We start from the raw sequence: 12112 nt of genomic DNA, 5'->3' as shown, positions 1-12112 counted from the left end.
CCTATAACAGGTCAGAAGCGGACGCCGATGCCCGTCATCAACTGATTGCTGGACACGCCCTGCTGATAATTGCTGTAACGATATTCCACGCTGGAATAGAGTTTGCGGCTCAGCTTATATTGCGCACCAATGCCAAGCCGGATGCCGTCGACAGTTTGTGATGCATCATAGATGCCCATGTTCTGTCGCAACATGCCGTTGACATAGCCGATCTTGCCATAAAGATTGACTTTATCGTTCACCGCGTAGGAGGCGCGCAGGCCCGCATAAAGGTCACGCCCGGGTTTGAGCGCCGGAAAATAATTGCTTTGCTCGAAAGTGGAGCCGGTCGCTTCGGCATCCACGCCCAGCGAAACCCTTTTGGCCACCGCCAAATCAAAACCGACTTCGCCGCCATAGACCAGACCGGATTGATGGTTGGCCCAACCCAGATTTTGCATCGCGGACAGGCCAAGCCCCAGTTTGACCTCCGCCCGCGCGCCTTGCGGGGCCTGCGTGCCTTGGTTGTCCTTTGCGCCTTGCGCATATGCCGATGACGAGGCGAGGATGGCAGCAGTTGCTACCAGAAATTTAGCCAGTTTCATGTTGGTCGCACCCAATATTACCGCAACCTGAGGGATGGTTGCGGGGCCATATATTGTTTGCGCGCTTGAATAATGGATGAATGATTTTTTCAGAAATTGGCAATGTTAGCAATCAGGATGAGGCGAAACAGGATCAATAGCCGAAATTAAGCCATCCCGCCGCAATAGCCCCGAACTTCCATATAAAAGCACTGACGATACCGGCAATCCCGAGATACATTTTCTCGCGCCATGCGGCTTCCATTCTGGACGCATGAAGCGCCTGAGCATGGTCCAATGCCGCCTTCATAGCCATCAATTGCGTCCGCGCGTCGCCAAGATTGTCCGGATCGGCGGTTGGCTCGGTTACCAGCGGGACATTTTTGCCCTCCGGCCTGGCCATGAAAGCCATGATGAAAGCCAAGGCACAACCCAAGGCCCCGCCATAGCCGCCATCGGCCGCATTGCCCCAACATCCCGCCCAGACGATGCCAATGATCGACACGGCCAAGGCCAGGATCATGGTCAGAAACAGCCGCATCTCGCTTGGCGATTGTAGTCCGGAGCTCTCGGCCCTTGCCTTCTTGTCCTGCTCGTAATGCCATTTGATGGCATAGACCATGCCGATCAGCAGCGCGGTGCCTTTGAACACCGCCAGAACAATGGGGACCCATTCCATAACCACAACCTCACGAATTGGCGCCGGACAGGGATCCATCCAGACATGTGCAGCCGCCGCAGAATCGTCCGAAAGGGACAATGCCTGATGCGCCGCAACTCCTCCCATGCCGCCCTCAAGTCAAGCATTGATTGCATGCAAGTATGGCCATATATGCATGCAATATGGCAAAGATTGACGAAAGCGCTAGCAATGTATGGATGCCTCGCCTTCCCGAAGGTGGTGGCCCGCTTTATCTCGCCATCGCCGATGCGCTTGCTGCCGATATAGCCACGGGGCAATTGACCAACGGCACACGCCTTCCCCCGCAGCGGACCCTCGCTCACCGGCTTGGCATAGATTTCACCACCGTCAGCCGCGCCTATGCCGAGGCCCGCCGCCGCGGCTTGGTCGAGGCAAGGGTGGGGATGGGCACTTTTGTCCTGCGCAGCGAACGCGCGGCAGAGGCAGCAACGCCGGCGCCCAGCGGGTTGGTGGACCTGACCATGAACTTCCCGCCACGATCGGGCGACGGGCCTTTGTCGCAAAGCCTGTGGGCGGCCGTCGCGGATTTGGAGCATAGCGGCGGCATGGACCTGTTGCTGCGCTATCAGGAAGTAGGCGGGACAAGGGCCGACCGCGAAGCCGGTGCGGTTTGGCTGGGCGATATGGTGCCCGAACTGGGAGCGGAACGTTTGATCCTTGCCCCCGGGGCGCAAGCGGGTTTGCTGGCGCTGCTGACCTTGCTCAAAGTAGATCAGCGCCCTGTCGCGGTGGAGGCGCTATGCTATCCCGGTTTTCGGGCGCTGGCCGACCATAAGGCCACGCCATTGGTTCCGGTGGCGATGGATAGCGACGGCCTGATACCCGAGGATTTTGCCGCCCAATGCGCCCGCCATCGCCCCGCCTTGCTCTATTGCACACCCAATCTGCATAACCCCACCACCGCCACCATGCCGCTGGCACGGCGAGAGGCGATTGCGGCCATCGCCCGCGAATATGATGTGATCATTCTGGAGGACGATGCCTATGGCAAGCTGGCGGGCAATGGCCTGCCGCCGCTGGCTGCGCTGGCGCCCGAACGGACCTATCACATCGCCAGCCTTTCCAAATCCTTGGCCCCTGCTCTGCGTCTGGCCTATGTCGCCTGCCCCGATGCGCGCAGCGCCGCCCGCCTGACAGGAGCCATTCGCGCCACCACATCGATGGCATCACCGCTGGGCGCGGCCATCGCCACCCGTTGGATAGGTAGCGGATTGGCGGCGCAGACCTTGGCGGCAATCCAGACCGAAGCCGAGGCGCGGCGCGCCATGGCTCTGCGCCATTTGGGGCAGGACGGGATGCAAAGCGCGCGCCATGCCTATCATATCTGGCTGCCGCTGGGCCATGGTTGGCGGCGCGGTGATTTGGCCTCCCGCCTGCGGCAATCGGGCATTGGCGTGGTGACCAGCGATGCCTTTGCCATTGGCCCCGCTCCCGAAGCGATCCGGATCGGTCTGGCCGCTGCGCCGGACCGCGCGACCCTGGAAAACAGCCTGCGCGAGATTGCCGATCTTGTGTGCCAACCGCCCCTGCTGGGAAATTTGATCGTTTAGGATTTGCCGTCATGACCCAAGACAAAAGCCTCATCGCCGCCCGCGCCGCCGCTGCCCAATATTTGCGCGCCCAGGGCTATGGCGCGGACGCCGATTATGTGGAGGCGGGAAAGTCGGATGAAACGCGCGAGGTGCAGATCGCTTTGGCGCTCCACAAAATCCTCTATGTCGCGCCCACTCCGCCCACCAAGTTCAAGGGACGCCGACTGGTGGGCGAGGAATGCTGAAGCGCCGCATAGGGTAACGAAACATCACAAAAATTTTCACGCCTCCCCCAAAAGGGGGAAGAATGGTCCAGAACCTGCCGATATGTTGCAGGCGCGACCCGAAGGAGTTCAGTTAGTCTGAATATCCTGACAACTAGCCCGGGCCTGCCATGCAGCCCGGGCCTTTTCGGCAACAAGGCCGCGCTTATCGGGCGGCTTCTGCATCCATACGGGCATAGAGTAAATTGCGCGCCCTTGCTCCGGCTGCATCGCCGGGCAGCCATCCCAGCTTGCTGTCACGCAGGGATTTGCCCTGCAAATTGCGCTGCTGTTGCTCCAGCATGGGCAGGTCCTCGCTCTCGAAAGGAATGCTCAAAAAGCGGACCTGCTCCTGCGCCATGGCTTCACCGGCAGGGCCCATCGCGCGCGGGAACGAAATGGCATAGAAGTAATGGGTCGTTCCCTCCGTTTCCGGCGTGAAGAAATGGGTGGTGGGCGTTTCCCGCTGTCGATCCTGCGGCTGTCCGGCGGGCACTGCCCCTGCGAAAATCGCCATATTGGCGGGCGCATCCCAACGGACATAGATCCAGCGGTCCACAGGCTGGCCAACTGGCACACCCATGGCTGTGGCCAATTGCGGCGTCATGATCTCGCCATAAACATCGCGGTTGGACCAGATCTGTTCGCCCTCCTGTTTCCATTCATAGCGCCCGTTGGACACTTCGCTGCTGCCCAGTGTTGAAGCATGGAGGAATTGGATGTGGCTGAGATCAAGGATATTTTCGACCTCCAATTCATAATTGGCCTTGGCCAGCAAATAGCCCTCGCCAACCCAGTGATGGGCGGGATCATTGAAGGCAAAATCGGGGATAAGCGCGGGATCGGCCTGATCCGCTTCCCCCATCCATATCCAGAGCGCGCTATAGCGTTCCACCACGGGATAGGCCTTGAGCCGCATGGTTTTGGGCGGTGCGCCAAAGGGATTGTGGACACAGGCGCCGGTGTGATCGAAACCCAGCCCATGATAGGCGCAATGGACAACACCATTTTCAAGACGCCCCATGGATAGCGAGGCGAAGCGATGGGGACACACACCCGAAACCGCAGCAGCAAGGCCTTCGCCATCGCGCATCAGGATGATCTGTTCCCCCAGAATGGTGCGGGGCAACATCTTGCTTCCCTCGACCTCGCTGGCCCAGGCGGCGACATACCATGCATTGCGGATAAAACTCATCTGACCTCTCCGTTATTGATATGTACCATCGGTACACATTAAACAGAAAGTGTCAAGCCATGCCTAGATTGCCGCCCCATGAAGGAACAAATGCGCCACCGCGCGGGCCTTTCTATCAATGGCCTCCTCATCAGGCGCCATTGATGGTCCGGCCAGCAAAACCGCCTCATAATGGCCCGAACGGACGGCATGCGACAATTGCTCTGCCGCCTCCATGACCGGCAGGTCGGGCCGGATGCCGCAGCCTTTCCACTGCTCCAACGATTGCGCGATGCGCTCGACCACCTGACGGTGCCCCGATTTCAGGAAGGCCTCTCCCACCCCGCCATCCTTGCCGCCCGTTGCAATGATGCCTCGATAGACGGCCAGTGAATCCGGCTTGAGGTAAAAGCGCAAAATACCCGCCAGCATATGGGCCAGCCTGTCCTGCAGACTCGCCGCTTCCGGAGCGGGGCCTAGATCATCCATCGCCTCTTGTGCGGTTTCGCGCACCGCCGCCGCGATAAGGCCCTCGCGATCGCCGAAATATTTGACAACCGTTGCCTTCGAACCGCCTGCCAGACGCAGCACCTCGGCCAGACTGACATGATGCGGCCCGTGTTCCAGCATCAATTGCCGCGTATGGTGCAACAAGGCGGCGCGCCGCGCATCGGCGGCAACCTGCTTTTTGGATTTTGGTGCGGCCGACGGGGTGGAGACTGGGGACAAGACTGGACTCCGATGATCACGACTTTGGTCAAACCGCAGAACATCGCTTTGCGGATCGCCGCAAAATGCGCAAGCCGTTTGCCAACCCCCACCCTTTGGCATGGGGAGAAATTCCTCCCCATACCTTTCGTCATCAGAACCGCAAGGAACCGCGCAGGCCGAAGGTCCGCGGGGGACGCAACTGGTTATACAACACGCCGTTCTTGACCGGACTTTGGAAACTGGCCGCAAAGACGGTGGTATTTTCCAGATTGTTGACAAAGGCGGTCAGCGAATAGCGACCTCCGGCCGGTTCAAATTGCAGGCGGGCATTGCTGGCCATATAGGCGCCTTGCCGTCCGCCATCGAGATAGTCGATCGAGACATAACTGGCGCTTTGCACGCGTGTGTCGGCGCCCAGCGTGAGGGCGCTTCCGTTCTTCAGCGCGAATTTGTGTTCATAGGCCAGATTGATCGTCCATTCCGGCGCATTGACCACCGGACGCCCGGCGCAATCCACGCTGAAAATGGCGGCACCCGTTGTCGCTGCAAGGCGCGAGGTGGAGGCCACCGCGCAACCCACCGCCGGTGTCGCGCCCGAGGAAGAATAGGCCAGATAGCCAAAGCTTTTGTAACGCGCATGGAGCCATTGGATGTCGGCGGTGAACAGATCCTCCTCGGTCGGTTTGAACAACATCTCCGCTTCAAGCCCGTATAGCTTGGCTGCACCGGCATTTTCGGTCAGGAACACCGGCGCATAGATCGCACCGGCCGGTGTGCTGGCCACTTGCACCGGGCCAAGATGGGATACCTGCTGGTTGCGGTAATCCCACCAGAAGGCCTCGATATTCACCTGCAACCTGTTGTCCAGAAAGCGGTTCTTTGACCCGATCGTGTAAGCGGTCAGATTTTCGGGCGCAGAATAATTCTGCCCCGCCGCGGCATAGAGCGCGCCCGATTTGAACCCTGTCGCTACCGATGCGTAAAGCAGGTTGCGCGGGGCCAGATCATATTCCGCGCCCACTTTCCATGTCACCTTGCGGAAATGCACATTGGTGGCGGCGACCGCGGCAATATTGGCAAAAATCGGGGTGAAATTGCCGGTCGATGGGCTGACAAAGCCGACAAAGGGCATGTTGGTGAAATTGGTCGCCTGCCGCTTGTGATCATCGGTATAGCGCAAACCGCCCGTTACGCGGAACTTGGGCGCCAAAGTGGCGGTTGCCTGTCCAAAGGCGGCCATGCTTTGGGTGTCCAGAATGGAATTGATCTGCAACTTGTTGCTGCCTTGATCATAGGCCTGCCGTGCATCGACATTTTCGTTGAACCAGTAAACACCCGCAACCCAGTTCACCGCCCCCGTGCGATTGGCCAAACGCGCCTCCAGCGAGGTCTGCCGCGACTTTTCCACATCGCGGATCAGGAAAGAGGAGGCATAGGATTGGAAATCCAGATTGGTCTTACGCCAGGCGGGCAGGACGGTCAACGTGGCAAAGCCCAGATCGGCATTGGCCGTCAGCGCCGCGCCGTAATAGTTGTTGTTCTGGAACCCGTCACCCTTGGCGGTGATTTGCGGCACCGGTGCGGTGGGGCTCTTGGCCGCATAGGCTGCCAGCACCGCCGGATCGCTGACGCCCAGGCGACCATTGCCGATCAGCGGCATGATCGTGCCCCCTGAACCCTTACCCCCGACATGGCCGTAATCGAGCATCAAGGTCGCATTGATCCCCGCCCGATTGTCGAATTTCAATTGACCACGCAGGGCGCCGGTCTTTTCGTCATCATAGCCATCGCTCATATAGCCGTCATGGCGGGCATATTGGCCCGAAACGCGGGCGGCCCATTGCTCGCCAAGCCCAAGATTGACCGCAGCCGAGGTTTTGAAGGCGCTGTAATTGCCATATTCGGCATTCACAAAGCCGCTGGTCTCGCCCAGCTTGGGCTTGGCGGTAATGACATTAAGCGCGCCGCCGCTGGCATTGCGACCATAAAGCGTGCCCTGCGGACCTTTTAGCGCCTCGATCCGTTCCAGATCGTAAAACAGCGCGGCAGGCGCGGCAGGGCGCGAAAGATAGATGCCGTCCAGATTGAAGGCCACGCCTTGTTCGGCAAAGGCATTGGCGCCAAAGCTGCCGATGCCGCGCATATAGATTTGCGTGAAAGATGCAGCCGGTGCCACCTGAAGGGCTGGCACCAGACGAGACAGATCGGTCGCCTGCGTGACCGACTGTTTGACCAAAACATCCCCCGCCACAGCGCTGACCGCCAAGGCTGCCTTTTGCAGATTTTCCTCACGCCTTTGTGCGGTCACCACAATGTCCTGCAATCCGCCGCTCTGGCTTTGGGCATAGGCCGGTGCCGCGATCAGCGCCGAAGCCATCAGCATATATTTCAGGTGCATAACCTGTCTCTCCCTGTGTTTTTATGGGGAGTAGGATGGCAAAGCTATTTCCATAAAGGAAATATTTTGTATTTATCGAATGGATAACGAAAGCGAATGCATCCATGCGATTCAAAGGTCTCGATCTCAACCTGCTGCAAGTGCTGGACATATTGATCGATCAGCGCAGCGTGACCCGCGCGGCCCAGTTGCTGCATGTCAGCCAGCCAGCCATCAGCGCCGCCCTGTCACGCCTGCGCCTGCATTTTGAAGACCCTTTGTTGGTGCAACATGGCAAGAGCATGGTCCCGACCCCCTTTGCGCTACGGGTGCAACCAGCCATCAAATCGATCCTTGGCGATCTGGAAGCCCTGGCCAACACGCCCGCCCATTTCGACCCCGCCACCTCCACCAGCCATTTCAAACTGATGGCATCGGATTTCATTCTGGTCGCGGTGCTGGGCGATCTTTTGCCCCAGATCGAGCAGGAAGCGCCCCATATACGGTTTGAAATCGTGCCTCCCAATGATCAGGCGATTGCGATGCTGGAACGGGGTGATCTGGACCTGTCGATCACCCCGCGCGACTATATCAGCGCCAAGCACCCCACCGTCGATTTCTTTCGGGAACGTCACGTGGTGGCCGGATGGTCACAAAACCCCTTGATGGACCGTGCCATCACCATGGAGGATCTGGCCAGCGCGCGTTTCATCTCGGTCCAGATCGGCCATTCGGCCGGATCATCCTTTGCCAACCGCCAATTGGCCCGCCACGGCATCACCATCAACCATGCACTGACCACCACAACCTTTGGCATTGTTCCGCAATTGCTGGTCGGCACGGGCCGTCTGGCGATCCTGCATGAATCTTTGGCCATCAAGGCCGCGCAATATTTGCCGATCCGCCATTGGCCCCTGCCTGTGGCCATCCCCGACATGCACGAGGTGATCCAGTATCACCGCGCGCGCATCAATGATCCGGCCATGGCATGGCTGGTTTCACGCCTGACCCAATGGTCGGCGCGGATGGAGGAAAAGCGCGGTCAACTCACCTCCACACAATCAGCTTGACCAAACTGCCGGCAGCCAAACGTGTCGTTCCGGCAGGCAGGCCGTTCAACACAAGAAAGCGCTCCACCGCTGCGTCTTTATAGGCCATGCGCGCGGCCATACTGGCCACCGTGTCCTTGGGCCCCACGCGGGCAACATCCACCACGCGCGGGCGGATGGCGGCGGCCTGCGCTGGCGTCAAACGGCTGAAACTGCCGATCAAGCCAGACAGATCGCCCAAACCCTGCCCCGCAGGCTGGATCACGGTAAAGGCATAGGCTTTGCCCGGCGCCACCGCTATGGCCACCACGGTAACGTCCTTGGCCCCCGATGATGCATCGGCCCGCGCCGTGGCGGTTACAGCCTCCATGCCGCCGACCGTCAAAGGCGTACCCTTGATAGCGCCGACCTGTGCATCTTTGGCTAAAGCGGCAAAGGCAGAGCGCAGGACATTGTTCAGATTACCGGTATAACGTCCGCCGGTGAACCGCGCCTGTCCCGCCGCATCGCTGCCCTTGGCGCTGATCGTGACCGCATCGCTGCCATTGGACATGCCATAGCCTGTTGGCACGGTGAAACGGATGCGGTCTGGCGGATAGGAGAAGGTCTGCCCCTCGATCACGCCTTGCGCGGGATCATCGTCATAGATCATACCTTTGAGCGAGAGGAGAAAGGCCTCATTCGCTTTGGATCCAGCGGGCGCACCCACGCCCAATTCGCGCGCACGATCCAGGGCGCGGGTGACGCGGGCCTCGGGGTTGGGATGGCTCAGAGCCCAACCGGGCGTATTGCGCGAATTGCCCGCAAGCCGCCCTTCCAATCCGGTTTGCGCGGCCAGAGAGGACAGCATGGAGGAGGCATAGGCCGGATTATAGCCCGCCTTTTGCATATAGACGCCGCCCAGATCGTCAGCCTCGAATTCCTCCCCCCGCGAATAGGCCATGACATGGCCTACCACCAGACGGTTGATCCCGGCCTGCCCCAGCTTGCTGCCGATCTGGCCCAAGGTGCCATTGCCCAGCACGCTACCCAGCACCGCCTGCCCCAATGCGCCCAGCATGGAACTGCGTTCGGCCACCTGTTGCCGCTTGGCCGAGTGGCGGGCGGCGATATGGCCTGTCTCATGGCCCAGCACAAAGCCCAGCTCATCCTCATTGTTCATCAAGGCCAGCAAGGCGCGGGTGGTGTAGACATAGCCCCCCGGAATGGCGAAAGCATTCTCCACGGGCGAGTTGAGCAGGGTGAAGGTGAAATTTTTATCGACATTGGCGATGCCCGATTGCGCCGCCACGCGCAGCCCCACGCGATGGACAAGCGCCGCCTGCGGTCCGGCATAGGCGCCGCCATATTCGGACACCATATCGGGATGGGCCTTGGCTCCGGTGGCGCGGTCATCCTGCGAAATGGCCTGAGGGCCGGGCAGATTGATCGGCGGCGCCGACTTTGCCGCCGAAGCCGCCATCATCAAACATACGCCCGCCAGCACCCGTTTCTTCATCATCGCTCCCCACTTTATCGGTTGTCGATTATCCCAGCCCGACCCCATCCTGCAACAGCCAGTCGCGCTATTTTACCGTAAAGCGCACCTGATCCAGCAAGCGCCCCCCGTGATCGGTCAGCGACAACAAATGGCTGCCCGGAACAAGCGGCAATTGGGCCTGCCCGCCGACCACCGCAATGGCCCGCCCGTCCAGCTTGAGCTGCCCCTGCCCCACATCGCCGCGCCACGTCACCCCGATCGTCTGGCGCGCAGGCGGAATGTCGGGATCCAGCGCATAGACCGCGCCCGATGCGGGATTAACAATATGCGGCTTTTCGGCAAAGGCAGGGGCGGCTGCCATAGTGGCCTGTTGCGTGCCTGCCAAAAACCACTCCATACGCGGCGGTTCATGGCCCAAGGCAAAGCTGACGCGGGCGGGGATCACATTGGCGGGACGGGGCGGCGCTTTGCCAGCCCTTTGGGCGTGGAGCGCCAGCATGATGTCGCGCCACACCGGCGCCGCGCCCGCTGTACCCGAAACGGCGCGCATCGGGTCCCCCTCCAGATTGCCCACCCACACCGCCACGGTGTAAAGGTCGGTATAGCCAATGCACCAATTGTCACGCATAGCCTTGCTGGTGCCGGTTTTCGCCGCCGCCCAGAATGGCAGGCGCAGCGCGGAATCGACCCCGAAAGTATTGGCTCTGGCGCTGGCATCGGCCAGAATATCGCCCACAATCCATGCCGCCCCCGCATCCATCAGCACGCGCGGCGGTACCACCGGATCATCCCCCTTCACCCGCAAAGGCGACCAGCGCCCCAGATTGGCCAAAGTGCGAAAGGCATTGGCCTGTTGCAACAAATTGACCTCTGCCGAACCCAGCGCGAGGGAGAAGCCGTAATAGGAGCCATCCTCCTCCAGATCTTCATAGCCCAGATCGGCCAAGCGGTCACGGAAAGGCTGGACACCATCGAGTAATAAGGCACGCACGGCGGGAACATTGAGCGAATTGGCCAAGGCCCGACGCGCCGAGACCGGACCCATAAATTGGTTGTCATAATTGCGCGGCACATAAAGGCCTGAGGCCGTATCCAGCTGTACCGGCGAGTCATCGAGAATAGAGGCTGCTGTCAGCCATTTCTTCTCGACCAACTGGGCATAGAGATGCGGCTTCAAGGTCGATCCGGCCTGCCGCGCCGCCGATGCGCCATCCACCATCGCTGCGGTCGACCCCAGCCCCACCCCGCCGACATAGGCCAGCACATCGCCGCTGGCATTGTCCACCACCACCACGGCCCCGTCGCGCACCCGCCTTGGCCCCAGCCCTTCCAATTGATGCCGCAGCGCCTCGACCGCCATACGTTGCACCCGCAGGTCCAATGTCGTGGTCACTTTCTGGCCCGGCTCGGCCAACAGATGCGCGGCCAGATGCGGCGCCAGCCCTTGCGCGGACGAAGGCAAGGTCTCGCTCGCGCTGATACCCTGCGCCAAAGCATGAAGCGCGGGACAATCATCGGGCAACAGGCGGCAGGCGCGCTTGGACAATCTCTCCGGCTTGGCCAAGGGGTTCGGCAAGAGCGCGACCAGTATCGCCACCTCGCGCCGGTCCAGTCGAGACGGCTCCTTGCCGAGTAGCACTTGCGCGCTGGCCGCAATACCCTGCGTCTCGCCGCGAAAGGGGGCAAGGTTGAGATAGGCCTCAAGGATCTCCTGCTTGCTCCACGCCCGTTCCAAGGCATAGGCGGCGCGCATCTGGGCCAATTTGTCGATCCAGCTGCGCCGTCCCGGTTGGCCGATCTGGGGCCACAGATAAGCGGCGGTCTGCATGGAAATGGTGGAGGCGCCGCGCAAACGCCGATGGCGCTGCAGTCGGTCCCGCACCGCGCCGCCCATCGCCAGCCAGTCCACCCCGCCATGCCGGAAAAAGCGCCGGTCCTCGGCCTGCACCAGCATCGCGGGCAAGGAAGGCGGCATGGCCTCCAGCCTGACCCAGCCCAGACGCCGCTGGCCGAAATCAAGCCTGACCTCCTCCAGCACTTGCCCGTTGCGGTCATAGAGCCAGGCCTCGCTCGATTGCCAATGACGCCTTTGCCACGCCATGTCATGCACCATCGGAGGGCGCGTCACCCAATCGAGCGCCAGCAATGCCACCAGCGCCAAACCGCCCATCATCAGGCCCAGCCTTTGCCGCCACGACAGCCCGCGCCAATAGGCCAGCCAAGCCTTGGCAAGTTGATCAGCCCACTGGCGCCAATGCAT

10 protein-coding genes are annotated in these 12112 nt (G+C 60.7%); 3 read left to right on the top strand and 7 right to left on the bottom strand.

The annotated features are described in order from the left end of the window. Positions 1–11: 11 nt before the first annotated feature. A complete protein-coding gene (locus EOE18_RS07260) occupies positions 12–584 on the bottom strand; it encodes an outer membrane protein (RefSeq protein ID WP_127707738.1) in 573 nt (190 codons plus the stop codon). A gap of 133 nt (positions 585–717) precedes the next feature. Then, complete coding sequence (locus EOE18_RS07255; RefSeq protein WP_127707736.1) at positions 718–1242, bottom strand: hypothetical protein; 525 nt, start codon at positions 1240–1242, stop codon at positions 718–720. A 200-nt stretch (positions 1243–1442) separates the two neighbouring features. Between EOE18_RS07255 and EOE18_RS07250 the strand changes: the two genes are divergently transcribed. Both EOE18_RS07250 and EOE18_RS07245 read left to right on the top strand, forming a co-directional pair. Beyond that, a complete protein-coding gene (locus EOE18_RS07250) occupies positions 1443–2816 on the top strand; it encodes an aminotransferase-like domain-containing protein (protein WP_220445983.1) in 1374 nt (457 codons plus the stop codon). Between the two features lie 11 nt (positions 2817–2827). After that, positions 2828–3043 (top strand): hypothetical protein, encoded by a 216-nt coding sequence (locus tag EOE18_RS07245; protein WP_127707732.1) that lies wholly within the window; start codon positions 2828–2830, stop codon positions 3041–3043. A gap of 184 nt (positions 3044–3227) precedes the next feature. Here the strand turns inward: EOE18_RS07245 and EOE18_RS07240 are convergent, their stop codons facing one another. From EOE18_RS07240 to EOE18_RS07230, 3 genes are all read right to left on the bottom strand, one after another. Next, entirely contained in the window at positions 3228–4256 is a 1029-nt protein-coding gene (locus tag EOE18_RS07240; RefSeq protein WP_127707730.1) for an aromatic ring-hydroxylating oxygenase subunit alpha, read from the bottom strand. A gap of 63 nt (positions 4257–4319) precedes the next feature. Further along, complete coding sequence (locus EOE18_RS07235; protein WP_164852690.1) at positions 4320–4964, bottom strand: TetR/AcrR family transcriptional regulator; 645 nt, start codon at positions 4962–4964, stop codon at positions 4320–4322. A gap of 133 nt (positions 4965–5097) precedes the next feature. After that, positions 5098–7344, bottom strand: a complete 2247-nt coding sequence (locus tag EOE18_RS07230) for a TonB-dependent receptor (protein WP_127707726.1) — start codon at positions 7342–7344, stop codon at positions 5098–5100. Between the two features lie 104 nt (positions 7345–7448). Here EOE18_RS07230 and EOE18_RS07225 point away from each other — a divergent pair, with 104 nt between their 5' ends. Further along, on the top strand, positions 7449–8393 hold the full coding sequence (locus EOE18_RS07225; protein WP_127707724.1) for a LysR substrate-binding domain-containing protein: 945 nt from the start codon (positions 7449–7451) through the stop codon (positions 8391–8393). On the opposite strand, the gene EOE18_RS07220 is transcribed toward EOE18_RS07225, so the two are convergent. Both EOE18_RS07220 and pbpC read right to left on the bottom strand, forming a co-directional pair. Beyond that, on the bottom strand, positions 8371–9873 hold the full coding sequence (locus EOE18_RS07220; protein WP_164852689.1) for a M48 family metalloprotease: 1503 nt from the start codon (positions 9871–9873) through the stop codon (positions 8371–8373). The genes EOE18_RS07225 and EOE18_RS07220 overlap by 23 nt on opposite strands. Positions 9874–9937: 64 nt before the next feature. Beyond that, positions 9938–12112, bottom strand: a complete 2175-nt coding sequence (gene pbpC / locus EOE18_RS07215; protein ID WP_246027309.1) for a penicillin-binding protein 1C — start codon at positions 12110–12112, stop codon at positions 9938–9940.

Source organism: Novosphingobium umbonatum (assembly GCF_004005905.1).
Classification (GTDB): domain Bacteria; phylum Pseudomonadota; class Alphaproteobacteria; order Sphingomonadales; family Sphingomonadaceae; genus Novosphingobium; species Novosphingobium umbonatum.
The sequence above is the reverse complement of the archived record's forward strand: the minus strand, read 5'-3'. Positions and strand labels throughout refer to the sequence as shown.

What these genes read in the sequence shown, in the direction of transcription:
- EOE18_RS07260 (WP_127707738.1), bottom strand. Translation starts at nt 584, where the DNA reads ATGAAACTGGCTAAATTTCTGGTAGCAACTGCTGCCATCCTCGCCTCG.
- EOE18_RS07255 (WP_127707736.1), bottom strand. Translation starts at nt 1,242, where the DNA reads ATGGAATGGGTCCCCATTGTTCTGGCGGTGTTCAAAGGCACCGCGCTG.
- EOE18_RS07250 (WP_220445983.1), top strand. Translation starts at nt 1,443, where the DNA reads ATGCCTCGCCTTCCCGAAGGTGGTGGCCCGCTTTATCTCGCCATCGCC.
- EOE18_RS07245 (WP_127707732.1), top strand. Translation starts at nt 2,828, where the DNA reads ATGACCCAAGACAAAAGCCTCATCGCCGCCCGCGCCGCCGCTGCCCAA.
- EOE18_RS07240 (WP_127707730.1), bottom strand. Translation starts at nt 4,256, where the DNA reads ATGAGTTTTATCCGCAATGCATGGTATGTCGCCGCCTGGGCCAGCGAG.
- EOE18_RS07230 (WP_127707726.1), bottom strand. Translation starts at nt 7,344, where the DNA reads ATGCACCTGAAATATATGCTGATGGCTTCGGCGCTGATCGCGGCACCG.
- EOE18_RS07225 (WP_127707724.1), top strand. Translation starts at nt 7,449, where the DNA reads ATGCGATTCAAAGGTCTCGATCTCAACCTGCTGCAAGTGCTGGACATA.
- EOE18_RS07220 (WP_164852689.1), bottom strand. Translation starts at nt 9,873, where the DNA reads ATGATGAAGAAACGGGTGCTGGCGGGCGTATGTTTGATGATGGCGGCT.
- pbpC (WP_246027309.1), bottom strand. Translation starts at nt 12,112, where the DNA reads ATGCATTGGCGCCAGTGGGCTGATCAACTTGCCAAGGCTTGGCTGGCC.